General features: G+C 61.1%; 21 protein-coding genes. 3 read left to right on the plus strand and 18 right to left on the minus strand.

From position 1 onward, the window contains the following. Positions 1-72: 72 nt before the first annotated feature. The 13 genes from VMH34_08630 to VMH34_08690 form a co-directional block, all read right to left on the minus strand. A complete protein-coding gene (locus tag VMH34_08630; protein HTT08838.1) occupies positions 73-633 on the minus strand; it encodes a type II secretion system protein in 561 nt (186 codons plus the stop codon). Beyond that, complete coding sequence (locus VMH34_08635; protein ID HTT08839.1) at positions 614-1,153, minus strand: hypothetical protein; 540 nt, start codon at positions 1,151-1,153, stop codon at positions 614-616. The genes VMH34_08630 and VMH34_08635 overlap by 20 nt, the downstream gene beginning before the upstream one ends. After that, positions 1,153-2,370 (minus strand): type II secretion system F family protein, encoded by a 1,218-nt coding sequence (locus VMH34_08640; GenBank protein HTT08840.1) that lies wholly within the window; start codon positions 2,368-2,370, stop codon positions 1,153-1,155. The genes VMH34_08635 and VMH34_08640 overlap by 1 nt, the downstream gene beginning before the upstream one ends. Beyond that, positions 2,363-4,126, minus strand: coding sequence for a GspE/PulE family protein (locus VMH34_08645; GenBank protein ID HTT08841.1), 1,764 nt, complete (start codon positions 4,124-4,126; stop codon positions 2,363-2,365). Before VMH34_08645 ends, VMH34_08640 begins: the two co-directional genes overlap by 8 nt. Then, positions 4,127-5,716, minus strand: coding sequence for a tetratricopeptide repeat protein (locus VMH34_08650; protein HTT08842.1), 1,590 nt, complete (start codon positions 5,714-5,716; stop codon positions 4,127-4,129). It abuts the gene before it with no gap. After that, positions 5,713-6,660, minus strand: coding sequence for an AAA family ATPase (locus VMH34_08655; protein ID HTT08843.1), 948 nt, complete (start codon positions 6,658-6,660; stop codon positions 5,713-5,715). Before VMH34_08655 ends, VMH34_08650 begins: the two co-directional genes overlap by 4 nt. Before the next feature lie 26 nt (positions 6,661-6,686). After that, the gene (gene mshL, locus VMH34_08660; GenBank protein ID HTT08844.1) at positions 6,687-8,474 is read right to left on the minus strand and encodes a pilus (MSHA type) biogenesis protein MshL; all 1,788 of its coding nucleotides are present in this window, start codon (positions 8,472-8,474) and stop codon (positions 6,687-6,689) included. Then, on the minus strand, positions 8,471-8,851 hold the full coding sequence (locus VMH34_08665; GenBank protein HTT08845.1) for a general secretion pathway protein GspB: 381 nt from the start codon (positions 8,849-8,851) through the stop codon (positions 8,471-8,473). The genes mshL and VMH34_08665 overlap by 4 nt, the downstream gene beginning before the upstream one ends. After that, positions 8,848-9,543, minus strand: coding sequence for a type II secretion system protein GspM (gspM, locus tag VMH34_08670; protein HTT08846.1), 696 nt, complete (start codon positions 9,541-9,543; stop codon positions 8,848-8,850). Before gspM ends, VMH34_08665 begins: the two co-directional genes overlap by 4 nt. Next, positions 9,536-10,162, minus strand: a complete 627-nt coding sequence (locus VMH34_08675; protein HTT08847.1) for a PilN domain-containing protein — start codon at positions 10,160-10,162, stop codon at positions 9,536-9,538. Before VMH34_08675 ends, gspM begins: the two co-directional genes overlap by 8 nt. Then, the gene (gene pilM, locus VMH34_08680) at positions 10,159-10,911 is read right to left on the minus strand and encodes a pilus assembly protein PilM (protein ID HTT08848.1); all 753 of its coding nucleotides are present in this window, start codon (positions 10,909-10,911) and stop codon (positions 10,159-10,161) included. The genes VMH34_08675 and pilM overlap by 4 nt, the downstream gene beginning before the upstream one ends. 479 nt (positions 10,912-11,390) lie before the next feature. Beyond that, a complete protein-coding gene (locus VMH34_08685) occupies positions 11,391-15,236 on the minus strand; it encodes a DUF6701 domain-containing protein (protein ID HTT08849.1) in 3,846 nt (1,281 codons plus the stop codon). Between the two features lie 112 nt (positions 15,237-15,348). After that, positions 15,349-18,906, minus strand: a complete 3,558-nt coding sequence (locus VMH34_08690) for a DUF6701 domain-containing protein (protein ID HTT08850.1) — start codon at positions 18,904-18,906, stop codon at positions 15,349-15,351. 405 nt (positions 18,907-19,311) lie between these two features. On the opposite strand from VMH34_08690, the gene VMH34_08695 reads away from it, so the two are divergent. From VMH34_08695 to VMH34_08705, 3 genes are read left to right on the plus strand one after another with little or no spacing between them, the layout of a single operon-like run. After that, positions 19,312-20,643 carry a S41 family peptidase gene (locus tag VMH34_08695; GenBank protein HTT08851.1) on the plus strand — a complete coding sequence of 444 codons (1,332 nt, stop codon included), beginning with the start codon at positions 19,312-19,314 and terminating at the stop codon, positions 20,641-20,643. A 32-nt stretch (positions 20,644-20,675) separates the two neighbouring features. Next, positions 20,676-21,464 carry a divergent polysaccharide deacetylase family protein gene (locus tag VMH34_08700; protein ID HTT08852.1) on the plus strand — a complete coding sequence of 263 codons (789 nt, stop codon included), beginning with the start codon at positions 20,676-20,678 and terminating at the stop codon, positions 21,462-21,464. Then, the gene (locus VMH34_08705; protein ID HTT08853.1) at positions 21,419-21,967 is read left to right on the plus strand and encodes a DJ-1 family glyoxalase III; all 549 of its coding nucleotides are present in this window, start codon (positions 21,419-21,421) and stop codon (positions 21,965-21,967) included. The genes VMH34_08700 and VMH34_08705 overlap by 46 nt, the downstream gene beginning before the upstream one ends. A gap of 38 nt (positions 21,968-22,005) precedes the next feature. On the opposite strand, the gene ubiB is transcribed toward VMH34_08705, so the two are convergent. The 5 genes from ubiB to hslU are packed head-to-tail and all read right to left on the minus strand — an operon-like array spanning position 22,006 to position 26,717. Further along, the gene (ubiB, locus tag VMH34_08710; protein HTT08854.1) at positions 22,006-23,655 is read right to left on the minus strand and encodes a ubiquinone biosynthesis regulatory protein kinase UbiB; all 1,650 of its coding nucleotides are present in this window, start codon (positions 23,653-23,655) and stop codon (positions 22,006-22,008) included. After that, a complete protein-coding gene (locus tag VMH34_08715) occupies positions 23,652-24,278 on the minus strand; it encodes an SCP2 sterol-binding domain-containing protein (protein ID HTT08855.1) in 627 nt (208 codons plus the stop codon). Before VMH34_08715 ends, ubiB begins: the two co-directional genes overlap by 4 nt. Further along, positions 24,275-25,018 carry a bifunctional demethylmenaquinone methyltransferase/2-methoxy-6-polyprenyl-1,4-benzoquinol methylase UbiE gene (gene ubiE, locus VMH34_08720; protein ID HTT08856.1) on the minus strand — a complete coding sequence of 248 codons (744 nt, stop codon included), beginning with the start codon at positions 25,016-25,018 and terminating at the stop codon, positions 24,275-24,277. Before ubiE ends, VMH34_08715 begins: the two co-directional genes overlap by 4 nt. Then, positions 25,015-25,386, minus strand: a complete 372-nt coding sequence (locus tag VMH34_08725) for a DUF971 domain-containing protein (protein ID HTT08857.1) — start codon at positions 25,384-25,386, stop codon at positions 25,015-25,017. Before VMH34_08725 ends, ubiE begins: the two co-directional genes overlap by 4 nt. A 5-nt stretch (positions 25,387-25,391) precedes the next feature. Then, positions 25,392-26,717 carry an ATP-dependent protease ATPase subunit HslU gene (hslU, locus tag VMH34_08730; GenBank protein ID HTT08858.1) on the minus strand — a complete coding sequence of 442 codons (1,326 nt, stop codon included), beginning with the start codon at positions 26,715-26,717 and terminating at the stop codon, positions 25,392-25,394. Positions 26,718-26,757: the final 40 nt, after the last annotated feature.

Genomic DNA, 26,757 nt, shown 5'->3' on the forward strand with positions numbered 1-26,757 from the left:
CCCCTTCAGACTCCCGCCTCACGCGCCTTCGACCACTCGTCGGGTGCGTGGGCGGCAGCCATTATTTTTTGGCTATTTACAATTTGTAACAGTGGCGGCAATACCCGGCGCTGCGCCGAGGCTCGCTGCTGCTGTATATGTCACTCTACAGTTGGCCGTCACGGACGCGCTGTTGATGTAATAGTACCTCGTGCCAGCGGCGGTAAAGCCAGTTGTACTTTGAAGAGTAGCGTCAATACCCCCTACGGCAGCGGTGGGATAGCCGAACGTCATGGCCACAGAGTTACCTTCCATGGTGACCGCTTGGCCCGAGCTTTTGCCCTGGGCGAGCTGGGCCGCATGCGCCAATGCCGCACCGGCCCTGACACCTCCTGCCATGCCGTTTACGGCCGCAATGCGCGCTTGTTCCTCCAGTCCCGCAAACCGCGGCAAAGCAAAGGCGGCAAGTATGCCGAGTATCACGATGACCGTGACCAATTCAATCATGGTGAACCCTTGTTGTTCAGATTTCATGCATTTTCTCCTTTCTTCAATAAGTAATCCTAGCACAAGTTTAGAACGAAATTGCTCCAAATGCCCAGTTTTGCGCACTGCGGAAAACCCCAATTTCTTCTCACTTTTCTGTCCATTCATAGCGATCCAGCTTCTTTAAAACCAGCCCTTGAATCTGGTCCACCCCAGCGTCATAACGGCCGTTGCCATTGACGTCCTCATATTTCAGGCTCAAGCGGATTCGAATACGGCCGGGGCCTGGCAGGCCGCCTTTGAAGTACCGGTCGTTGACCACACGGTAGATGATCTGTCCGTTCTTCTTGTCGAAATACCAATGCCCCGGCGCCATGAGGGTGGGCCGATCGCCGTCGATCTCGCCGGCGTAATTGGGCGGCGCACTGAATATGCGCTCAAAGGGGTTACGCCCATCGTATTCCGCCAGTTGGCCGGTTTTCCCGGTCATGGTCAGCTCGCTCTCAAAGATGAGCAGTTGCGTACTGACTTGATTGATCATCAGATCGATGGCTGCATGATCCATATCGGCTTCCAACCGCTGCACCCTGTGGTAAAAGACCGTTGCCAATATACTCGTCAAGATGACGACCAACGCCGTTTCAAACCTGCCAAGATTGCGGCTGAGGACGGCCGTTTCCAGTGACATCAGTGTCTCAGTTTGACCGCCGCCAGATCCCACATCGGCAGGAAGATGCCGAGCGCCAGAATCAGCACCATGCAGCCCAAGCATACAATTAGGATAGGTTCGATGGTCTGGCTCAGGTTCTTGATGTCGTAGTCGACCTCGCGCTCATAAAACCCGGCCACTTCCTCCATCAACTGATCGATCGCGCCGGTATCCTCGCCGACCATCAGCATCTGGATGACCAGCGGCGAGAAAATGCCGGTGAGCGTCGCCGTGTGACTGAGGGTGTCGCCACGTTCCACGCCGGTGCGCATGCTCAAAATGTGACTGCCTATATAGGTATTGTCCACCGCGCGCGCCACGACGTTGAGTGACTGGATAAGAGGCACCCCCGCTTTCAACGCCATCGACAGCGCGCGGGCGAAACGGCCCAGTGCGGCGCGCGTCAGGATGTCACCCACCACTGGTAGCCGCAATTTCATGCGATCCCAAACCAGGCGGCCCTGCTCCGTGGCCACCCATGAGCGCGCCATGACCGCCGCCGCCAGAATGACGATGATCATGGCCGGCCAATAGTGGACAAAGATATTGGACGTACCGATCAGAATGCGCGTGGGCAGCGGTAATTCAACATTCGCGCGGGCAAACAACTCGGCGAATTTCGGTATGACCAGAACATTAAGAATACCGATGGCAACTCCAATGGCAACAATGACCATGGCGGGATATCGCAGCGCGGCCTTGACCCGTTCGCGGGTGTCTTTTTCAAGGTCCAGATACTGCGCCAACTGCAACAAGGAATCATCAAGCCGGCCCGTTTTCTCGCCTATGCGGATTATCGAAACAAACAGCGTGCTGAATACCTTCGGGTGCAGCGCCAGACAGGCGGACAGTTCACGACCCGATTCGATATGGGTCTGCACATCTCTGAGCACCTCCACCAATCCGGGATTACGGGTGGAGCGCACCAGCCCGGTCATGGCCTGATTGATGGGCACACCGGCCCTTAACAGTGCGTAAAGCTGGCGGGCAAAAAGAATCAGGTCCGTCAGCGTGGGTTGCTCCTTGACGAGTTGCCAGTCCAAGAAACTCGTCTGTTTTGCCGCTTCGATGATCTCTATGGGTGTGACATCGCCATTGATCAACTGAGCCGCGACGGCGCCCGTATTGGCCGCCTCGACCCGGCCTTCGATGATCTCGCCCAGGCGGTTGCGGGCGCGGTAACGGTAGTTAGGCATCGGAATTCACTTGCTGTTTGGCTGCAGCTGCAGCCACTGGCTCTTCAAGCTCGGGGCCAGCGGTGTCCGCCGAAACGCGCATGACTTCATCGATGGTGGTGATGCCATTGATGGCGTAGTCCAGCGCCATTATTTCCAACGGACGATACCCGGCGGCGCGTCTGGCATGAAGGGCGAAGGTGGCGCTGTCGCCACGGGAAAGTATCATGCCCGTCTGCTCCGTCAACTCCAGCAGTTCATAGACGCCGACGCGTCCGGAGTAGCCGGTGTTGTTGCAGTGGTGGCAACCCGCGCCACGCATGAATTTCGCATGCACATGCTGGGTGCCGGTCTTGGCCTGCAGCCAGGCCTGCGCTTGCGGTGAAAGCGGCGCGGACTGACTACAGCTCGTGCATATCCGCCGCACCAGTCGTTGCGCCAGGATGGCATTCAAGGCCGAGACGAGCAGATAGCCGGCGATGCCCATATCGAGCAGGCGGTTGACGGTGCTTACCGCGTCATTGGTGTGCAGTGTGGACAGCACCAGATGGCCGGTCATGGCCGCACGCAGGCCGATCTGCGCGGTTTCCTCGTCGCGCATCTCGCCGACCAGGATGATGTCCGGATCCTGGCGCAGGGCCGAGCGTAGGACGCGCGCGAAAGTCAGCCCGATGTTGGTGTGCACCTGCACCTGGTTGACGCGGGGCAGGCGGTATTCCACGGGGTCTTCGACGGTGATGATCTTGTTCTCCGGCAAATTCAGCAGTTGCAGGGCGGAATAGAGGGTGGTCGTCTTGCCGCTGCCGGTGGGGCCGGTAACCAATACCATGCCGTGCGGGCGCGAGATGATTCGTTTGAAGCGCTCGCGCATTTCCTCCGGCATCCCCAGTTGATCGAGGTTCAATACGCCCTGGGTCTGATCCAGCAGGCGCATGACCACCGATTCGCCGTGTTGTACCGGCATGGTGGAGATACGCACGTCGACAACGCGGCCCCTGACCTTTATGGAAAAGCGCCCGTCCTGCGGCAGGCGTTTTTCCGATATATCGAGACCCGCTATCAGCTTCAGACGCAGCACCAGTGAGGCGGCGATGCGTTTTTCATTGAGCACGTGTTCCTGCAGGACGCCGTCCACGCGCTGGCGTATGCGCAACACGGTCTCGTCCGGCTCGATATGTATGTCGGAGGCCTTGATCTGCAGGGCGTCCTCAAACAGGGTCTGCAGCAACTTGACCACCGGCGCATCGGCGACGTTGGTGGCGACCAGTTCCTGAGTGATATCGCCGACACCCAATTCCTGTTTCAGTTCCTGCGCAAACCCGGTGATCTGCTCGGTGCGCCGGTATACCGCGTCGATGGTCTTGAGCAGATCCGCCTCGCGTACCACGGCGAGATTCACAGGCTTGCCAAGCAGCAGGGTCAACTCATCGAAGGCGAAAATATTGGTGGGGTCGGACATGCCCACCATGACGCCGTTCGCATCGACCTTCAACGCCACCGCGCGCAAACGGCGGGCGTGAATTTCCGGAATCAGCTTGGCCACTTCCGGATCCAGCTTGTAATGCGCCAGATCGACGAACGGGAATGGGTTGCTGATCTGCTTGGAGAGGAATTGCACCAACTGGTCTTCGTTGATATAGCCTTTGTCGATGAGAATGCGGCCGAGCTTTTGTCTGCTCTTTTTTTGTTCCTCCAGCGCCGCCTCCAGTTGCTGAATGGTAATGACCCTGTTCTCGACAAGCAGTTCACCGAGACGGATTTTTCGCCGTTGCGCCATTTACGTGCTGGCTCCTTGCAATTGTTGAAGTTGATCGTTGAGGAACTGCCGCAACCGGCCGGGAAGGCTCTGATCCGTCAGGGCATGGGTGAACGCGTCTCGCGCCTGCTGGCGCTGGCCGGACGCCGACAGTGATATCCCCAAACCCATCCACCACAGGCCGTTTTGCGGCTGCACGGAAAGCAGGCGGCGGTAGGAAACGATGGCGTCATTGTGACGTCCGGCACGCTGCATCAGGGCGGCAAGCAATGCATGATAGTCGGGGTCGCTCGCGGGGGCCGGCGCGTCATGCGCCAGCAAATCAATCGCCTTGCCGATCTCGCCGGTTTCCGACAACAGGCGCGCATAGAGCAGCTTGTAATCGCGGTTCCCGGGCGCCTGACTCAAACCCGCCTCCAACTGCGCGCGCGCTTCCGCCGCATGTCTGTCCTCCATCAACAGCGTCGCCACCAGCACCCTGGGCGCAACGGCCGGGGGATCGGCGTCCATGGCCTGCCTGCCCAATGACAACGCCCGCGCGCGATCCCCGCCGCGCAGCGCGGACACCGCCGACTGGTACAGTTCGGTCTTGCGGTCTGGCGGCGCGGGCACGTGTGGAATCATGCGGAAATCACCGGGCCGCTCGCTTTCAACCATTTCGCGCCCGCCACTGGCGGTGTCGGCACGGTCAGCGCGCGCAGATGCCCCTTTGTGCGGGCGTCCGCGCTTGTTTTCAGGCGCCGGTGCGGGTTCCTTCGGCTGATCCGCATGAATTTTCGCCGCGGCGTGAGCCGGCGCATCGGCAAGTCGTTGTGGGGAAACACCTGGTCCGGGCGTGGTCGGAGCGACAAGCGGGGCAATCCCGGTGTTGTCGCAGTGCACTATCAGCTGATAGCCGCCTCCATCCGCCGGCGTGACCTCCACCTTCCCCGTGCTCACGCCCGGGCGGAGGTAAAAGCGTACGGACACATCCCCACCGTCCCCGTGTCGCACCTGAACATCGTGTATCAGCCCGTCTCCATCGAAGGCCTGCAGGTAGCCCTCGCGCAACCTGACATTGGCGAGCCGCAACGTGGCTCCGCCTTTTGGATCGGTCTCCAGGGTGTACTCAACCGGCGAGGAAAGATGCAACCAGAGCGCAACCCCGTTGTCTTCCTTCCTGGCGGCCAATTGCAAGAGTTCGGGGACATCGGTCGAGGCCGATGTTCCGGAGTCCGCCACAGTGGGATCGACTGCGGCCGGTACCGCCGCCAAGGGCGGGGATTGGGGTTGTACATCCGTCGAATCACGGAGAGGAGTGCCCTCACCGGCTCCGGAGGTGCTCTCAATGGGCGCATTTGGCGGTGACGGTTTTGTGACCGCGATCATTTTCTCCGCTGAGAAGACGGGAATATGGAATAACCGTTGCAGAACGTTCTCCCGCCAGGCCAGCAATGCGCTGGCAAACAACAGCAGCAAGAGCAGGGCCGTTCGGGTGGCGGGTTGCGATTCTTGGAGAACAGCGGGGCGTTCCGCCGCAGCCAAGCCTGCCAGGGTGACTTGCGCGGTCGGCGACAGGGCGCCGCCGCGCCTTTCTTCAAGATCGGTGAGCACTTGATTGACCAGGCTCATGACAGCATGTTCCTGAGCAACTCGATATGCAGGCCGGTCAGCAGCAGCGCCGCCAGCGCCATCGCCCCCTTGGCGCCATACAACCAGCGGAAGATGCGCTGACCGATGCGCGGTTTTTGGATCTGCGCCCACCGCCTGGCGTCAGCGGTATCATCAATGGCGGGCAGCACATGTGCCCTGTCCACCAGCCGCTCGCCGCGGCCGAAGGCGGCCATCAATGCCTTGTTGGCGAGGATATTGACCAGCCGCGGGATGCCGCCGCTGGCGCCATACAGGAGATCGAGCGCATGGCAGGTGAATAATTCCGGGCCATGGTATCCCGCGACCGCCAGACGGTGACGCACGTACTGATCCAGGCCCGCACGGTTCAAAGGCAGCAGATGAAAGGAAAAGGTGATCCGCTGGCGCAGCTGGCGGATCGAGGGGTTTTCCAGCACCCGATCCAGCTCCGGCTGGCCGAAAAGCACCACTTGCAGAAGCTTGCTTTTCTCCGTCTCCAGATTGGTCAGCAAACGCAACGTCTCCAGCGTCTCGACCGGCATGGCCTGCACCTCATCCAGGCAAACCACCACGCGTTTGCCGGCACGGTGAAAATCATGCAGCGCCTGATACAGCCGTTTCATGAAATCGTGCTGATCGACGTTGCTGGCATATGGGATCTGCAATTCATCGGCAAGCGACAGAAACAGCGCCATCGGTTTGAGGTAGGGGTTCGGGATATAGGCCGTCAGGTATTCCGGGCCCAGCCGGTTCATCAGCGTGCGGCATAACAGGGTCTTGCCCGTGCCCACCTCGCCGGTGACCTTGACGAAGCCCTCGCCGCTGCGCAGCGCGACGAGCAGCACATTGAGGGCGTCCTGATAGCCGGCGCGGCTCATGAAAAACGCCGTGTCCGGCGTGATGGAGAACGGCAATTCGCGAAAGCCAAAAAACTCGAGGTACATACCAGGCTGCCTTTAGGCCGGTACGATCAAGGTGTCGTGGTCCCGTAGGGAGCGGCCGGGTCCTGGCGGTGTTCAGTCCATTTGTCGAGTTGCTCGCGCATGCGCTGGAAGCTGGCCTTGGATTCGTTTGCGGCGTTCATCCAGTCATCCTCGCCCTCCACGACGATGGGCCGCAGCAGGATGACCAACTCGCTCTTGAGGGTGGCCTGGCGCTTGTGGCCGAAAAAGGCCCCGATGACCGGGAGATCCCCCAGTTTGGGCGTCTCCGCATCATTATCGTTGGTACTGTCCTGCATCAGGCCGCCGATGACAACCATCTGCCCGCTCTTGGCGCGGACGACGCTATCGGACTCACGCACCGTGGTCTTCGCCAGCGGGAATTGCTGGGTGACGCCGCCGACGCTGAACGTCCGCTGATCCTCGGCGACGACGCTTACCGAAGGATGGATGTGGAGCGTAACGTCGCCCTGTTCACTGATCTGGGGCGTGACGTCCAGTGCGATGCCGGAGAAGAACGGCGTCAGTTCGATGTTCGGCGTGGAGGTCGTTGCGGTGCCGGTCACGGTCGTGGTGGAGATGTTGGTCACGAAGAATTGATCCGTGCCCACCTTGATCAGCGCCTTCTGGTTGTTCATGGTGGAAACGCGCGGACTGGAGAGCACCTGCACGTTGCCCTGGGTTTTCAGCAATTCGACGAAGGCCTGAAAGTTGCTGCTGTTGACCGCCAGCGCAAACACTCCGCCAAACGCCTGGGTCAGCGCACTCGTCACCGCGGCCTTGCCCGGTGAAATCAAGGTATTGGTTCCCGCGGTTGAATTCAGGCCCGTGGCGTTCGACGGATTCAAATTTGAACCGCCACCCGTCTGGAAGGCGGCGAAATCGCCGCTCAGGGCACCCCAGTTGATGCCGGTCTGATAGCCCTCGTTCAACTGCACTTCCAGCACCTTGGCCTCGAGGATCACCTGCCGCTGGGTGACCAGCTGGGTGGCGCGCAGGAACGTCTCGACTTCGCGCAGCTCATTCGGCAACGCCCGCACCACGACGACACCGGATTCCGGATTGACCACGACACTGCGGCCGGGATTCGTTCCCACAATGGCCTGCACGGCGTTCTGCAACTCCTTCCAGAATGACGTTTCCGGTTGCACGGTGCTGATCTCCGTCCCCACCACCGCACGCCGGCTGTTTGATGAGTCTGAAGTCACGGGGCTGCCATAACCGCCGCCCGTTTGTTGTGACTGGTTCTGGCCTGCGCCATTGACCGTTTGGAGGGTGCCGGAACTCACGAAGGTCGAGGATTCGCCACGGCGGCTAACGTTGAGGTAGTTGATCTGATACACGCGAGCCTCCAAGCGCGCCGGCAGCACCTCGAAACCGTAATCCGTCCGCAGGAATTCATAGCCGTAGACGTCGCGCGCCGCCTCCAGCACCTCCGGAATGGTGGCGTTCTTTAGATTGAGGGTGATGTTGCCGGTGACCTCGGGGTGCACGACCATGTTGTACTTCGTCCCATCGACCAGGCTCATAAAGAACTGATTGGCGGGCACTTCATTGACCGAGATGTCGAAGTGCTGCTCGTCGGCAATCTTGGGCATCGCCGGCGCATTGAGGCTGATGGAAGGCAGCAGCGCGGCGGAAACGTCGGCCGGAACGGGTGTCGGTGATTTCTTGGCCTCCGATTTCGTAGGCGCGGGTATTTCCTGTTGTATCTTGTCCAGCGTGTTCTTGAGCGGCGGCAGGTTGTCACAGCCGGCAATGAACAACATGACCAACATCGCGGGCAGTGATCGATGCAGCACGGTGCTTGTCCTCATGGTTGCTTGCCTCGTGTATGAGCGGCATGCGATGGGGTTTTTACGTCATTGGACAGCAGCGACAGGGTGATCTTCTGGCCGTTGTAATCGATCAGCACCCGGTCCGGTTGAATCCGAAGAACCTGTGCCGGCCCAATCTTGTCACCCTCCTCCACGCGTTCGCTATTTATGATGGCCCAGCGCAATTTTGCACCCACCTTCACGGCGTTCAAGCGGAAATTGGTGACCTCCTCGGCAATCTCCGTCGACGCCGCCGCCGGTGCGACGGTTTTGAAATCCGGCGGCTTCGTCGGATCGACCAGCGGGGCGGCATATGACGGCCACACCAGGCCCGCGATGAGAATTCCAAGAAGCGATGGGGAATGAGAGTGATTCATGTGCCGATCCACGCCGGGGCTAGACTCACGGTATATACTATAATGGCTCCCTTGGCTTGTGGATATTCACTGACTTCATACTCCACGGCGCCCCACAGGAACTTCCAAGGCAGAGATTCCAACGTCCGCAGATATTCCAGCATATCGAGGTAAGGACCGGAAAATTCCAAGCGCAGGCCGTGCCGGTAGGCCACCGCGGGCGGGGCGGCAGGCGCCGGGTTTGTCGTTCCGGGTTGCGCATTCGCTGGCGGCGACAACAATGCAGCCGGCCCCAGCGGTGAGGTACCCAGACTGTTGAGTGCGATCAGACTCAGCTTGCCGGATTTCGATATCATCGTCTGCAAAACCTCGGCCATCTTCTCCGGCGGGACCAGTTGCGATCCGTCCTGAGCCAGTTGCTGCCGGACTTCGTCAATCTGCGCGCGCAACTGCGCCATCCGGCTTTTGTTGTCGGCGTCCGGATCGACAATGCCGCGTTTCTCAATGTCGCTCGCCTGCTGCTCCGCCGAGACGATGTCGTTCTGCGTCTGGGTAATGTTCTCCATGGCCTGCACCCGCTGCTGGGACAGCGGCTGCCACAGCGCTACATCCCACAACCATGCCAACAGCAAGGCGGCGGCGCCGAACAGCAACGCGCGCTCCCGTCCCGGCAACGCGTCGATCCTGGCCATGGTCTGCGCGACATTAGCCATTTTTCTTGCCCCCCTGAGCCGCATGGGATTGGGTAAACAGCGAAAAGTCCACGCGCACGGCCGTTTGATCTGCCGGCCGTTTCAACTCCAGTTCGCTGAACGACTTGCCGTTGAAAATCCTCTCCTGACTCAGGCGCTGGACGTAAAGCGGCACCAATTCAGGTTCAAGCGCATGGCCTTCCAGGCCAATCTGCCTGCCGCCCTCAGTAATCTCTATGCGTCGCAGCCAGGTGCCCTCCACATGCTGTCTCGACAAGGCCTCAAAATACGGAGAGAACCCGTTGCGATCGCCGTAATCGCCGGCTTGCAGCGCCTGTACCACATATTGATCGTCATCCAGTTCCTTCTGCAATTGCTGCAGTTCCTCTTCCAGCCGCTTGTCCTTCTGCCGCTCGGGAAATTTGGCCTGGGTCTCCGCCAGTTTTTGCTTCACGGCCTGCGCCTGATTCTGCAGGTCTATGAGCTGCACTTGCAACATGCGGGTCTCCCAGAATTGCCAGCCGTACACGCCGGCCAGCGCGCCGGCGAGTACCAGCAGCATGCGCGTCATGAAGGCGGCCGTCAGCAGCCTGCGCTGCTTGCGGAACTGCGATTGAAACAGATTGATCTGCTGTTTCATGCGGCATCCGTCTCGCTGCGCAACGCCGCGCCCAGGGCCGGCAGGCAAAGCACCTGTGCCAGCTCGGGCACGGGCCTGGGGCAATCGATGAGATCATTCAGATCAAGCACGCGGCACTTCAGGCCAAGTTGCGAGGAGAGATACTCCGCTATCCCGCGGACTTTTTTGCCGAGCGGCGCCACCACGACGCCAGCGATGGGCGGCACCGAAAAATTGCTTTCATAGTAGTCGAGGGAACGCTGGAGTTCGATGACTATCGAATCCAGCCATTCCTTGATCTCGGCGGTGAATTCATCGGCGTCATCGCGCCGGATTGCTGCGTTATCGCGCCAGAGTATTTCGGCCCCGGTTTGCAGGCGCCGCGAGAAATAAAGCGTCCCCTGATGGGTCAACGTCAGCATGCCGCGCTGGCGGGCGAGGCAGATAAAGGCCACCCCCCCGGCGTCCTCCGGCAGCAGACTGGCGATATTGCGAAAGCACAATTCCGGGATGTCGACGACGTCCAGTTTCAGCCCCGCCTCCAGCAACTGGTCGACGCGCTGCTTGACGAAGGGGGTGCGCGCCGCGACGACGTAGACCATGCGGTTGCCGCCTTTCTTCTGCGGCGGCACATCGAACACATCGATGACCGCGTCATCCGCGGGAAAATCGATCAGCTCGCGCACCCGCCAGCGCATGGCATTGCGTAGCTCATTGGCGGGGACCTCTGCCGCCTCCGTCAGCAGGAGGCTGTAAGCGCCCAATTCCAAGGCACTGGTGCACTCTATTTGCTCCAGGTGCTTATTTTTTACCAGATTTTTTAACTGATCATTTTGAACGTGTATGTTGGGGGATTGCAGATACTCACAGTATTCGAGCGTTGGCGATCTTCCCTTTTCCCGCCGCACTTGGGCCACGGCGATGCCCTCTTCGTTCGGGCAAACCGCCAAAAGGACATTTCTGCGCAGCGACTTTTTGAATAGCCCCACCCGATGCCCCCCCTGCTTCTCGTGTTGGATACTGCTTATAATTTCTGTGATTCCAGCTTTAGAATTTCATACTAACCCATTATTGTCAATGATGTTTTTTCAGATTATGGGGGGGCGACGCCGTGAAGGTCGTCGCTGCGCTGCAGCGTGTCGTAAGCCACGCGCCGTTATGTCGAGTGCAGGCAGGTACCTTTACCGATGGTGAACAATAGACCCTGGATCTTGGAGATAACCACAACCCGATTGTTTTCAGGATGATATCACCAGGGTTCGCGGATATAGATCTGGCGCTTTGAGCCGGAATAGGTGCCGAAACTGATGCGCGCCGGCGGTGGATCGTTGTCATTGACACCGTTGCCATCCCAGTCGTAGCGCAGCCACGGCAGGGCGCCCAAGGTGGCCTGAAGGGTGAAATCACCGACGTTGCCCGTTCCCGGGGCGCTAAAACTCAGACCGGCATCGCCCGCCAATACGGGATTGTTCGCGATCGTGCCGGTGGTCGTGCCACCACCCACAGGTACACTGGCGAAGGTACCGGCAGAGGGCGTCAGCATGGCCGAAGTGATCTGTATGCAACCGTCTTGGGTGTTGGTGACGAAACCACTGCCGTTGTAATACTCGGTGTGCAGCGGCACCGGCAACGCCAGTAATTCCGAACCCAAGGCGTTGGCGAGTGTGGCCCGGCCAAAGCGCATTTCCTTGCCGGCGCTGAAGGCGATGCCATTGCCGGCGGTGGCCTGGCCGAATTTCGCGGGATTGCCGACGTATGCAACAGAGTCCGTGTCGATCACGTTGACCGACAGTGCGATATCGGCATTGAACGGCGCCGCGGGCGCGGCGGCGCGCGTGAACTTGAGTCCACCGGTAGAACTGAAGGTGAGCGTTCCGGTGCCGTTACCATTGGCGACGATCACGGGGTCGGGCCCGATGACGGGATCCGGAAGCGCCGAGACATTCAGCGTGCCGGTTGCGGCGGCGTAACGTGCCGACTGGGTCGAGGGTGTAAGGCTGCTGTTGGTCAGCTTGAAAAAGGCCTGCGCGGCGGGCGAGGTGCCGCGGTAGTTCGTCGTTGTCGTTCCGCTCAGGTTGCGTGCCGTCACCGTCAGTACCGGCGCTGTTAAGTACGTGAATGGCTGATCGAGATATGTGAAGTTACCGGTCGCACATCCCGTAGTGAATTGCGGCGCGTTGTAATTCACGTTGAAGTCGGCGGGGTAAAAGCGACCGACATTGCCGCTGGCCGTGCCGGTTGCATCGCCAGCGCCGAGATAATCGCCATCGCCTACACTCGGCGTCAGCGTGATGATCCCGACCTCGCCCCAATTGAAGGTCGTGCCGGTGGCCACGCCGCTGCTGAACGCGCCGAATGCGGTCGGGTTCGCCAGCGCGGGTATGGCGCCACCCGCAGGCGCGACCAGATTGGCGGTGAGCTTGACGCCTTCCGGCGTGACTTCCTTGCCGTAATTCGGCGTGGCCGTCACGCCGTCGATGGTGGTCGCGGTGACGGTCGCGCTGAAACTCTCCCCCGCCTTGACGAATTTGGCGCCGGTGGCATCGGTCGCGGCGGGATTCGCGGTGTTGGGGGCCGCCGTCTGCTGGATACCGGACAACGCGAATCCTCCCGGCTTGACCACGAATGAATTGGAGTTGCCCATCATGTAATTGCCGGACAAGGTCGAGGGTGTGGTATCACGGGGTATGTTGTACCGCGCGTATAACTTTATCTGCCCCACATCCGGATAATTAAGCGCTATCGGTGCGGTTGAAATGAGCCCGCTATTGGTGCCGAAGTTGAGCGTCGCTGCGGGCACCGACGTATACGTCGATACGGCGCCATTGTTATTGGCGGCGATGGCCGTCCCGTTGATGCTGACCTGGCGTCCCGCGCACGCGGTTGGGTTCTGGCATTCCGAGGCCAGGTCAACGCTGACGTTGCCGTTGAATACAGCGGCACAGGCACCCGTATTCGTGTCGGTGCGTATGGCCTGCAAGTACAGCGTTTGCGCCCCGGGCGCGGCGTTGGACGCCTTGCCCGCCAGTTGCGCGCCTATGGTGGCCACCCCGGCGTTATCCACGAACTGGAACCCGGAAGTCACCATCACCAAATCCGGATCGAACGGAACATCCGCACTGGCGGTGCCGGTTCTCTCTGTGACGGCGCCAGAGAGGATATTGATGTTGGTGGTTTCAGCGAAAGTGTCCTTCAGATTCAGCACGAAACTGCTCTCGGCACCGGAAACATACTGTGCCACACCGTTTCCCGAGTTGGTCAGCGTGCCCGCACCGCTGACCAGCGACCAGTCGCCGTGCGCAGTGGAGGTTGAAAGATTGACGACCGTGCCGGCGGCCATCGGGAACAGGGCGTGCGCAGCGTCGTGCGCGGTGATGGTGATAGGCACCGCCTGACAGGTCACCCCCGTTCCGGAATGAGTGATTGCGAAATGATCGGGCGTGAGAGTGCAGGGATGGGTCTGTCTGGCCATGGCGGCCAGTGCATTCTGGCTCAGGACCTTTTGAAATACCCGCAACTCATCGATATTGCCGTGAAAATGGAACCCTGACGTCGCTTCGGCCGAGGCGTTGGTTTCCCCACCGATCGACGGTGGCCCGGCGTCGGTTCCCCAGGTACCGGTGAACGCGGCGGCGTCGCTGGTGCTGTTCTGAAGCACTCCCGCGGAATTGTAGACATAGATGGTCCGTATCTGGTTGTTGATGTCCGCCACGGCAGCCACGAAATACCAGGTATTGTTCGCAATGGTAAATGTGGAATCGAGACTGATCGGGGCAATGCTACGAGAGAAAAACCTAAGCCGTCCCGCAGCACCATCGGCCAGACTGAATCCATAACCGCCCGTGTTGTTCTGATCGTCGATGAAAATACGCTGCCCGGTAAAGGTGTTGTTGGTTGTTCTGATCCAGGCGGTGATGGTGAAATCGGCGGTCAGGTTTGGGAAGCCGACCGGCACCGCGACGTAACCCTGGGTAATGGTGCCGCCGTTGTCGAATATCCCATAGCGACAGGTGCCTGGATCGCCGGCAATTGCCGGCGAGGCATTGGTGGTGGTCGCCGAGTTGGCGGCGGTGGCGTTCAAACCGCTGCCTGAACTGTCGGCAACTTCACCGGCGGTCCCGGCCCAGCCGGTCTCATCCATGTGGTACTCGACCAGGGCCGGTGTGGCGCTGATGGTATAGACCTCCCCGGTGAAGGTGCCGCTGAGCGCGTTGCCGGCCAGATCAGCAACCGACCCGGCGCTGGTTTGATTCAATCCCAGCGTGCCCGAGCCTATACCGGTGTTGGCCGTGATCGTCCAGGTGGCGCCGCTGCCCGTCACATCGCTGATAAATGCGCCGCTGAGTCCGCTGGCCGCCAGCGTGAAGGCGCTGGCATCCACTCCCGTCACACCCTCGCTGAAGGTCACGGTCCACTGCACGCTGGCGGCGTTGGTCGGATTTGCTGAGACCCGGGTGATCGAGGAAACCGTGGGGGGGATCGTGTCGGTTGTGTAATCAACGGTGATTTCAATGAAATCGACGCTGACCGTATGAGATCCCCCGGCAGAACTGGGTTTTGTCGCCGCAAACGCCGCGCCGAAGTTGGCGGCGTTGATGTCTGCGGGCGTCCAGGTCAATCCCCACAGATCGGTGGCGCCGCCATGCGCTTCAGTAACATCAGCGGTGGTGTATTGGGTCGTGGTGGAACGGTCGCTGGTGCCGATGGTGCCGCCCTGGACGATCCGCATTGCGGCATCAAAGCTGCCGCCATTGGCCGTACTGGAGGATTTGCGTTCGACATTGACCGTGATGCCGAGAATTGTTGCAGTGGCGGGAATCGTGAATCCATAGTTCAGGCATTTGATGTAGTGGCTCGTGGTGCCATCCACGGTCCGCGTTGCGTAAACATTATTGCTGGAGAAGGCGTTACCAGGGTTGGTCCAGGTCAACGTCCCGATGCTGTTGTCGTCAGTACAATTTCCCGTGGCGCCGGGACCTCTCGTCTGGGTCACGGCATTTGCGAAACTGCTCCATACCAGGACCAAAGCCAGCCCGGCCAACAGTGCAGTGACCCGGAGAATCTTCAGCCAATAGATCGCAACGATCGATTTCATCGGCAAATCACCAAAGCAAATGCAATACGGGAAAACTGCCCGGGTTCGTCACCCGTGAATGAATCGTCAGTGATGGGAAGATGATTCCAAGCTGACGATTTTTATTGTGATATCACCACGGTTCGCGGATATAGATCTGTCGTCCGGAGCCGCCGTAGGTCCCGAAGCTGATGCGCGCCGCGGGTGGGTCGTCATTATAAACACCGTTGCCATCCCAGTCATAGCGGAGCCACGGCAGGGCGCCGAGACCAAGCTGCAGGGTGAAATCGCCGACATTGCCCGCCCCCGGGGCGCTGAAACTCAAGCCGGCGTCGCCCTGCGATACGGGATTGTTCGCGATCGTGCCGCTGGTCGTGCCACCGCCTATGGGAACACTCGCGATAGTACCGGCTGAAGGCGTCAGCATGGCCGTGGTGATCGACGTGCAGCCATCCAGATTGGTTGCGCTTTTACCGACGAAACCGCTGCCGTTGTAATATTCCACTTGCAACGGTACTGGCAACGCTAGCAATTCCGAGCCGACGGCGCCGGTAAGCGTGACCCGGCCGTAGCGCACCTTGGTGGTCCCCCCGCCTATGGCCACACCGGTACAGGCCGCCGCGCAGGCGCCGCTGGTGGCGGGATTCATGTTAAGGCCGGTGAGCACCGCGCCATCGGCATCAGTCACCTTGACCCCAAGCTGCAGTACATCGTAGGGACCATCCGGTGCACCTGAAGCCTGCCTGCCGAAGGTAGCGATCGTGGTGGTAAAACTGTAGGTACCCGTTGTCCAGGAGCCCGCAGGTGCGGACACGCGTGAACTGAGATCGGTGCCGTTGTCGTTGTTTTCCGCCAGTATCGACACTGTGCCCGTATTGTAGGCGGGACTGTTGATGTAATTGGCGGTCTTCGCGTTCGAAAGATTTCGCGCTTCGATCGTGAAACTGTAGCCCAGAGCGGGCTGATCCATGTAGGTGAAGCCGCCGGCGGCGCACGCCGGCGTCACCCCGCTTGCGGTCAGCGTAAAGTGATCCGGAAAGAAGCGCCCGACCACGCCGTTGCGCGCCGGTGTGGCGCCATTGTCAAACACGATCGCAAGCCCGTTCGCGCTCGTCAGATCGACCCCGGCCGTGTTGAGGAAGCTGGTCGCGCTCACGCTCATTGTGAAGCTGCCGACTTCGTTGTAGCTGAGGGTGTTTGGCGTCGCGCTGCCGCCAGCGAAAGCGCCGGCGGTGAGCGCGCCGTTGTTCAACGCGGCCAGCGTCCCGGCCGCGGGCGTATACGGATTCGCCGCGGAAAGCGCCGTTGCCCAGGCGTATTTGGGCGTCAGTCCATTGGCGGTGATCTGCGCCAGCGTCGCCCCCGCATCCGGCACGCCGTCGTTATTGGCATCCGCCGCTGCACTCCATAAATAGGCACCCACCGTTGCCTGGAAACCGGTGCCGGCCGCAACGAACTTGCTGCCGCCGGTCGCCGTGCCGGCGGGATTGTTGGTCGCCCCGCTTTTGATTGCGTTCACGACCAGCGCAAACGGTCGCGTCGTGATCGAGTTCGAGGCGCCGCTGATGTCCACGGCGCTGGCAAACGCGCGCGTGTCGTCGCGGATGTTCAACACGTACTTGCCGACGTCGGTCGTGGATAAATTGAAATTTGCCTGTCCATTGGTAAACGTGAGCGTGAGATTGTTCGACGCCGGATTCGAAGCTGGCGCGGCGCCCGGCAGGCTCAGTGCACCGATGGTCGGCGCCGCGCCGCCCGGGTCCTGCGCGTCGCGCGTGATCCAGGCGTCGAGCGTTTTTGCCCCGGTGTAGAGGGTATTGATTGCGCAGTTGCCGGTGGATGCATCCTTGGTCCACAGCGCCACGGCCATCGCTTGATTGCGGCCGGCAACCTGGATCGGATCATTGGTAATCACGAACACGTTGTCACGGAAATTGATGGTCGCCGATGTTGACAATGTGGCTGGAACGATGCTGTCGACCACGCTCACCGTGGTGTCGTCGGCATGGGTATCGGTCAGCCCCAGAGTGATCACGCCGTTGTCGCTGGCGACAAAGGTGTAGGCCGCCACGCCATCGTCCGCCGCGCCGTTGTTCAATGTCCCATTGGCACTCACGGCGGACCAGTCGCCGTGACCTGACGAGGTCGTGATGTTGATCGTGCCGGTGTAGCTGGTGATGACGTTGCCGACCGCGTCGATTGCACTGATGGTGATGCTTTTTGCCGCGCAAGTGCTCGCCGAGGCCGCACCGATGTTGATGGCGAACTGAGTGATCACACTCCCCGGCCGTAGTGCGAGCATGTCCGTGGCGCCGGTATCGGCGGCGGGTGTGGGGGCGGTCCACGTCGCGGTGCGCGTCCCCGTCGCGCCCGTGGTCGCATTTAGTTGCGTATCCATTTCCATGCCTACGCCGAGGTCGTTGTTCGGTGTCAACGATGCGACATCGGCCCGCTCGGTCATGCCCGCGGGCGGTGTCCATGTCGGCGATGAGTTGACTGCATACGTGCTGACCAGCATGGTATTGGCGACGGTGCCGACATTAATCGATGGCGCCGCATGGGAGGTGCTCGATGCCGTCAATTGCCCCGCATCGGCCACGATCGGATTCGTGGTGTCCACGCCGGAGAAACTCACGATGCCGCCGGCCGCGCCCGCGTGGACCGGTGAGCCGCCGAAGGTCCACGTATAGCTGGCGGGCTCCGTCCCGTCGACCACGCGCTGATACACAAACAACTGCAGGCCATTGCCGCCCGTTCCACCGCCGCCGGGTTGTAGTTGAGACTCGACCAATGTCCAATCAGGGTTCGCCGTTATCGTCACCGTGCAAGGCAGTGCGGCATTGCTGCAGGGACGGACCACCACGCTGGCGATCATCACGTCATTTACTGCCGTTCCCGCAGGGACATTGATTGTCAATGTATTCCCATCGGCCCGCAGCGCGACCAGATGCGCGATATTGTCCGCGGCACCAGCGGCAATGGTGGAGGTCTTGGCGCCAGAGGCCCCTGCGGCGGCCAGGGTCTGGTCGTCCTCCGACACCGTGACGCCGGCAGTGGTTGTGCCCACATTGACATCGTAGTGTTCGGCCATGCCCGTGGCCGTGGAGTGGGTGCTGGCGCGCGAGGAACCCAGCAGCGCCACCAGCATCGCACTCGGCGTGGTGGTCGTGACGTTCGGAAGCGTAATGGTGGCATTGTTATTTCTGGTAACGGCACCGAAGACGTCGATCGGCGATCCACTCGCGTCCACCCCACGGTAGGCGGTGATGCCGCCCGCCGCGTTCCGCGCACCGGTCCACGACCAGGTGTAATTGGCGGGCTCACCGGCGGCCACGCGGCGCCAGTACACCGCCTGTGTTATCTGGCCGCCTGCTGTTGAAGTGGACCGCTGATCGATGAGGTTCCACCCGACTGCCGGCGGCGTAACAGTGGCGACCACGCCCTTGAGCGCGATCTGGGCGATCATCACATCGTTGACCGCCGTGCCACCCGGCTTGTTGATGGTGATTGAAGTGGTGGTGCTGGTGCCGGTGGTCTGTGCGACGCGGGTGATGGTCGTGACTGCGTCAACGCCTCCCTGCGAGGCGGCGCGGAACGCGATCGCTGCGTGTACCACAGTGGGGGCCAGCCACGCTGCCGCCAGCAACGTGAATATGAGTACGCCCTGCCGCCTCAGATCCCCCAGGTTCATAATCACCGCTCTGCTTAAGCTACAGTATTTGGCAGAGAATCCCTCTTCCCTAGGTAATTCAAATCCGATAATGAACGTTTCTCGCTGCTTTTAGTAGAATTCTGGTCCAAGACGGGCGTTTATCCATGCAATATGTCTCATTTTGGCATTTATTTCTGGATTTCGTGAATTAATTCATGTTCCAGCCATGCCTGATCAACTCCGGCCAGGTACATCGGCCATGCAACTTGTCAGGCTTCGGGCGGGAAGGCTATGCTTGCACTTCCGCTTTTTCATTCATTCCCGTGAACTGAAATGAGAGCGACCGCCGGCCCGGTGGCGGAATACGGGCCGTGTTTGGCAAACAAAATATAAAGTACGTTGGAACTGTCAATGAACAACAGGTTGCCCACATCAATTGTTCGGATGTCAGCGTTGACGCTGGCGTTTCTTTTTGTCACGCCGCTCAGCCGTGGCGCGGACGAGCCTGAGCCAGCGGCGGCGCCGGCCGCCTCACCCGCAACACCGTCACAGGAAGGCCTGCCGATTGATGATTTGCGCGTGTATACCGAGGTCTATGCCAAGATTAAAAGCGATTACGTCGAGCCGGTCACGGACAAGACGCTCATCGAAAATTCGATTCGCGGCCTGCTCAACGGACTGGATCCCCACTCGGCCTACCTCGATCCGGAGGAATACAAAAACCTGCAGGAAGGCACCAGCGGCGAGTTCGGCGGCCTGGGGATAGAAATCGGCGTCGACGACGGCATCATAAAGGTCATTGCCCCGATCGACGACACGCCGGCGCAGAAGGCCGGCATCCAGGCCGGCGACATCATCATCAAGATCAACGATACGCCGACCAAGGGCATGAACATGAACGACGTCGTTAATCTGCTGCGCGGCCGTCCCGGCACGGAATTGACGCTGACCATCGTGCGGCAGGGGCAGGACAAGCCGCTGCCCATTACCATCAAGCGCGACGTCATCAAGGTGGCGAGTGTCAAGGGCAACCTGCTGGAGCCCGGTTTCGCCTACGTGCGCATCGCCCACTTCCAGGCCCACACCGGCGCCGATCTGCGCTCCACGATGGAACGCCTTCAGCGCGAAAACAAGGGCGCCCTCAAGGGTTTGGTCATGGATTTGCGCAATGATCCCGGCGGCGTGCTGACCGAAGCCGTTGAGGTCTGCGATGCCTTCATGGAGTCGGGCAAGATCGTCTACACCGAGGGGCGCGTGCAGGATTCGCAACTGGAATTCTCCGCCAAGCCGGGTGATCTATTGAATGGCGCGCCCATGGTCGTGCTGATCAACGGCGGCTCCGCCTCCGCCTCCGAGATCGTCGCCGGCGCGCTGCAGGACAGTCAGCGCGCGGTGATCATGGGCAGCCAGAGCTTCGGCAAGGGCTCGGTGCAGACCATCCTGCCCATGAACAACGGCGCCGCCCTGAAACTGACCACGGCGCTCTATTACACGCCGTCGGGGCGCTCCATCCAGGCCCAGGGCATCACGCCGGACATCGTCATCAAACCGGCCAGGATCGCGGATGTCCAGGAGGAAATCGCCAACACCGTCAAGGAAAAGGACTTGTCCGGACACCTCATCAATCAGGAAGACAACGGTAAATCGTCAGCACCAGTACAGGCAGCCAAGCCCGGCATGGAGGCGGCACAGAGCAGCGATTATGAGTTGCACGAAGCACTAAACATGCTCAAGGGCATGGCCTTGCTGAAGGAACGTGCGGGCGCGCACGGCTGATTATGCGTTTTTCTGTCCACGGTTCTTTATTGATGTTCTGCAGCGCCCTGATCGGTGGAGGCATGCCGGCGCCGCTGCGCGCCGAGCAGGCATTGCCCGCCATCGGCATCATCATTGATGACATGGGCTACCGCATGGCCGAGTGCCGGGAGGCGTTGTCGCTGCCGGGACCGCTGGCTTATTCCTTTTTTCCGCATCTGTCCGGTAATCAGGAACTGCTACAGCGCGCGATGGCCGGCGGCAAGGAAATCCTGCTGCACCTGCCGATGGAGGCCGAGCATAAAAACAATCTCCTGGGTCCCGGCGCACTTTTCGAGCGCATGAGTCAGGGCGAGCTGGAAGCGACCCTCAATTCTGATTTCGCCTCCGTGCCACAGGCCGTGGGCGTCAACAATCACGAAGGCAGCGTGCTCACCGCCGACCCGCAAGCCATGGGCTGGCTGATGCAGGCAATTAAAACCCACGGCGGTTTGTTCTTCGTTGACAGCCGCACCACCGGGCGCACCGTGGCGGGACAGACGGCGGCGGTGGAAGGCGTCCCGCATCTGAATCGCGACGTATTCCTTGATAACGAATCGGATCGTATGGCGATCCGCCGTCAGTTCCTGAGCCTCATCGAAACGGCCAAACACCGCGGTACGGCGCTGGCCATCGGCCATCCGAAACCGGAAACGCTGGCGGTGCTGGCCGAAATGCTGCCCACCCTTCCACAATATGGCGTCCAGCTCGTTGCATTGCACGATCTGCTCGCCCGGCAATCGCTCCCAGAGGTCACATGGCAGTCGTCCTCGTCCCACTCGCCCAGGGTTGCGAAGAACTAGAAGCAGTCACCATCATCGATCTACTGCGGCGTGCGCAGATCACCGTGGTCACCGCCGGTCTCGACGATAAGCCGGTGCATGCCAGCCGCGGCGTCACCCTGATCCCCGACACCACGCTGGAGGCCGCGCTCAAGCGGGAATACGACATGATCGTACTGCCGGGCGGCATGCCGGGCGCCGATCATCTCGATCGCGATGCGCGTCTGCGCGCGGCGCTTAAAGCCACCAGTGAGCGCGGTAGATTCGTCGCCGCCATCTGCGCCGCGCCCAAGGCCCTCGCCTCCGCCGGGCTGCTGGATCACAAACGCGCCACGGCCTATCCCGGCATCATGGATAATCTGACAGCACCGGGCCTGACAAAAACGAGCGAGGCCGTCGTCTGCGATGGCGTCGTCATCACATCGCGCGGGCCGGGCACGGCGATGGATTTCGCCCTGATGTTGATCGAAAAACTCGCGGGCCGGACCAAGCGCGACGAGGTCGAGCACGCCCTCTCCCGCTGATTAATTTCAGAAACTCCGCAAGGTTTGGAGACAACAAACTAGTCGCCGCGCAGGGCGGCGATCACCAGCACCATCCCCGCGACGGCCAGCGCCAGCAGCAGCAATGTCCTGCCGGGCAAGAGCGCCCCGCCGGACAGCAATGTGGCGACACCGAGCAGGAGCGCCGCACCCAGTATCACCCATCTCGTCTGCCGTTGCGCGTGAACGAGATCCTGGCGCAACTGCTGCAACTCCTTCTGGCTGGCCTCGTCCCAGCGGCCGCTCTTGATCCTGTCCATGGCCTCGATGGCCAGGCCCGGCAATTCCGGAAGGCGCTCCATCCATGACGGGGCGTGCTCGCGCAGGGCGCTCATGAACTTGCGCCAGCTCACGCGCTCATGCAGCCAGCGTTCCAGCGATGGCCGCGCCGCGGCCCACAGGTCCAGATCGGGGTACAGCTGCCGGCCGACGCCCTCGACATTGACCAGCGTCTTCTGCAACAACAGCAGTTGCGGCAGGATTTTCATGTGAAAACGTTGGGCGGTCTGGAACAACCGCAGCAACAGATGGCCGACAGAGATGGTACGGATGGGCCGATCGAAGATGGGCTCGCACACCGTGCGGATGGCGAACTCGAAATCGTCCACCCGCGTGTCGCGCGGCACCCATCCTGACTCCACGTGCAGCTGGGCGACGCGGCGGTAGTCGCGGTTCATGAAGGCGAGGAAGTTCTCGGCCAGATAACGTTGATCGAAATCGCTCAAACTGCCCATGATGCCGAAATCCACCGGCACGAAGCGGGCACGGCCGCCCGCCAGCGGCTGCACGAACAAATTGCCGGGATGCATGTCGGCGTGGAAAAAATGATCGCGGAACACCTGGGTGAAAAATATTTCCACGCCCGACTCCGCCAGCCACTGCAGGTTCACCCCCGCCGCTTTGAGCGAGGCCACATCGTCGACACGGATGCCGGAGACCCGCTCCATCACCAGCACCTCCCGCAGCGTCAGCTCCCAGTGCACCTCCGGCACGTAGATCGCCTCGGCATTGGCAAAATTGCGGCGCAGCTGCGAGGCGTTGGCGGCCTCGCGCAGCAAATCCAGCTCATCGACCAGCGTCTTTTCGAATTCCGCCACGACGCCGGTCGGCTTCAGGCGCCGGCCCTGCCCCCAGTATTTCTCGAGCGCCCTGGCCAGGATGTACATGAGCCCGATGTCGCGCCGGATGACGGTGAGGATGCCGGGCCGCACCACCTTGACCACCACCTCGCGTCCGTCCTGCAGGCGGGCGGCGTGCACTTGGGCGATGGACGCCGAGGCGAGCGGTTGCTCGTCGAATTCTGCGAACATCTCTTCCAACGAGCGGCCATGGGCCTTTTCCACCAGCCGACGCGCCTCCCTGCCAGGAAAAGGCGGCACGCGATCCTGGAGCTTGGCCAGTTCCTCGGCGATGTCATCCGGCAGCAGATCGCGCCGGGTGGAGAGGATTTGCCCGAACTTGACGAAGATCGGCCCCAGTTCCTCCAGCACATGACGCAGGCGCACCGCGGTGGGCGCGTATTTGTGCCGCCACCAGTTCCACGGCAGCAGGTACAACAGGAACCGGAAGGAGCGGAGCAGCGGCGTGGCGAAGATGATCTCATCCACCCCGTGGCGAATCAGCGTGCGCTGAATGGTGAACAGTCGGAAAAATTGCCCGGGCGTGATCATGTCCCCGTCTCCGGCCCGGTGCGTTCGCGCAACCTCCGGACCCGCGCCGCCATGCGGTCGGTGTCGGCGCGCAACAGATCCACGGCGGTGTTGAAACCCTCCACTTCCTCACGCTCCGGCAACAGCGCGGCTTCAAACCGGCCATATTCCGAGAAATCCTGCGCGAAGGCACGGGCACGCCCGCGCAGCCATTGCCAGGCGCCACGCGTGACACGCGTCAGTTGATGCGCGGGCACATCGCCGAGACGGCGCGCCAGCATCTCCTCCCAGTCTATGTCCATGTTCTTCAGGATCGCCTGCAACTGTTGCGCAGTCTGCAAATCGCCCTGAATCTCAACGCCCGCCGCGCCCGCTGCAGTTCCTTTTTGCAGCAGTCCGATAAAAGACGGCAGCGTCCCGCGCAGGCGCACATGCACGGGCTCCGGCGAACCAGCCTTCAATACAGGTCCTTGAGGCGTCACGGCGAACAGCAGCGTGCGTTCAAGCTCCATGAATTCAATGGCGATGCGGCGATCCTGCAACTGCCTGAGCGCGGCGCCGCTCTCCGGATCGAATTCCAGCGTGTGACGCAGGGCGCGTTCCAGCATCGCCAGCAGGCGCTCCGGGGGCGATGTGGAGGTCATAAATGCCAGCCGCGATGCACGGCGACGATGCCGCCGCTGAGATTATTCCAGGCCACGCGCGCGAACCCCGCCACTTCCATCATCGCAGCCAGCGCGCGTTGATCCGGATGTCGCCGAATCGACTCAACGAGATACCGGTAGCTGTCGCGATCGCCGGCGACCAGTTCGCCCAAGGCCGGCAGCACCCGGAAAGAATAGGCATCGTACAGTCCCCGCAATCCCTCGGAGACCGGCCGCGAAAATTCCAGGATGGTGAGACAGCCGCCGGGGCGCAGCACCCGCCGCATCGACCGCAGGGCCTGCTCCTTGTACGTCACATTGCGCAACCCGAAGGCGATGGTGACCACGTCGAAACTGTGCGCAGCGAACGGCAACGCCTCCGCATCCGCGCGCACGCACTGAACCCTGTCGAACCAGCCTTCATCCATGAGCCGATCGCGACCTCGTTCCAGCATCGCCGCATTGATGTCGGTGCCGATAACACGGCCGCTCCCGCCCACCGCGCGCGCCAGCCGCGCGCACATGTCGCCGGTGCCGCAGGCCACGTCCAGCGCCCGGCAACCCGGACGCGCGCCGCAGACCCGCACGGCATAATTTTTCCACAAACGATGCAGGCCGGCCGACATCAAATCATTCATCAGGTCATAGCTCGGCGCCACCGAGGCGAAGACCCGCCCGACCCGCGCGGTTTTTTCCGTCGCATCGACCTTCTGATAACCAAAGTCCACAGATTCCGTCACCGTCTTCCCTCGGACTGGCGTGTATACCCCTGCGCCTTCAGGGCATCAAGATACTCCCGCCACAAGGCGTCCTGATGCTCGCCCAATTCGCGCAGATAATCCCAGGTGTAGAGACCGGTATCATGGCCATCGTCGAACACGAGCTTCACCGCATAATTGCCGACCGGTTGTATTTCCTTGATGTTCACATTTTCCTTGGCCATCTGCAGCACCCGTTGACCGGGCCCATGACCCTGCACCTCCGCCGACGGCGAGTAGACCCGCAACAGTTCGCAACGCAGTTTGAATATCCGGCCGTCGTCGTAGGCAATTTCCAGCAGGCGCGAACTTTGATGCAGTTTGATCTCCGTGGGCGCGGGTGTGTCCATGCGGATCACAGAATATATTTGGCCAGGTCTTCGTCGCGGGCCAGCTCGCCCAGGTGTTTGTCCACATAGGCGGCATCGATGCTCACGGTGGCTTCGCCGGGCTGCTGGAAGGAAATATCTTCCAGCAAACGTTCCATGACCGTGTGCAGGCGGCGTGCGCCGATGTTCTCCGAACGCTCGTTGACCTGGGAGGCCACCTCGGCGATGCGTGTAATCCCTTCGGGGGCGAATTTCAGCGTCACGCCCTCCGTGGCGAGCAGTGCCGTGTATTGCCGGGTGAGCGACGCATCCGGCTCGGTGAGGATGCGGACAAAATCAGCCGTGCCCAGTGACGACAACTCGACGCGGTTGGGAAAACGGCCCTGTAATTCCGGGATCAGATCGGCGGGTTTGGCGAGATGAAACGCACCGGAGGCAATGAACAGGACGTGATCCGTTCGCACCACGCCGTATTTGGTCGATACCGTGCAGCCCTCGACCAGCGGCAATAAATCGCGCTGCACGCCCTCGCGCGACACGTCGGCGCCGGCGTACTCGCCGCGGCGCGCCACCTTGTCGATTTCATCGATGAACACAATGCCATGCTGCTCGACGGCGGCAAGGGCGTGGGTCTTGATATCGTCTTCGTTGATGAGCTTGGCCGCCTCCTCCTCCAGCAATATCTTCCGCGCCTCGCGGATTTTCAGGCGGCGGTTGCGGGTGCGCCCGCCGCCGATATTCTGGAACATGTTCTGCAACTGGCTGGTGAGTTCCTCCATGCCGGGCGGGGCCATGATCTCCACGCCCACGCTGGCCTGACTGACCTCGACAGTGATCTCCTTGTCATCCAGCTTGCCCTCGCGCAGCATGGCGCGGAACCGCTGGCGCGTGACCACATCCTCCTCGGCCTGCCCGGTGGCAACCAGCGTGTCGCGCGGGCGCGGGAGCAGCGTATTGAGAATGCGTTCCTCGGCGGCCTCGGCGGCCTGCGCGCGTACCTTGTTCATGGCCTCTTCGCGCGTCATCTTGATGGCGGCATCGACCAGATCGCGGACGATGGATTCGACATCGCGCCCGACGTAGCCCACCTCTGTGAACTTGGTGGCCTCCACCTTGATGAACGGTGCATTGGCCAGCTTGGCGAGCCGCCGGGCGATCTCCGTCTTGCCCACGCCGGTCGGTCCGATCATGAGGATGTTCTTGGGGATGATCTCATTGCGCAGCGCGGGTTCCACTTGGGATCGCCGCCAGCGGTTGCGCAGCGCGATGGCCACCGCGCGTTTGGCGGCATCCTGGCCGATGATGTGTTTGTCGAGTTCGGCGACGATCTCGGCGGGCGTCAGCGCGGACACTGGTTGTTCCTGAAAGAGTACGCGGACTCAGCCGCGCAGC

The organism is Gammaproteobacteria bacterium, assembly GCA_035501935.1.
In the GTDB taxonomy this organism is placed as follows: Bacteria; Pseudomonadota; Gammaproteobacteria; order JAJPIJ01; family JAJPIJ01; genus JAJPIJ01.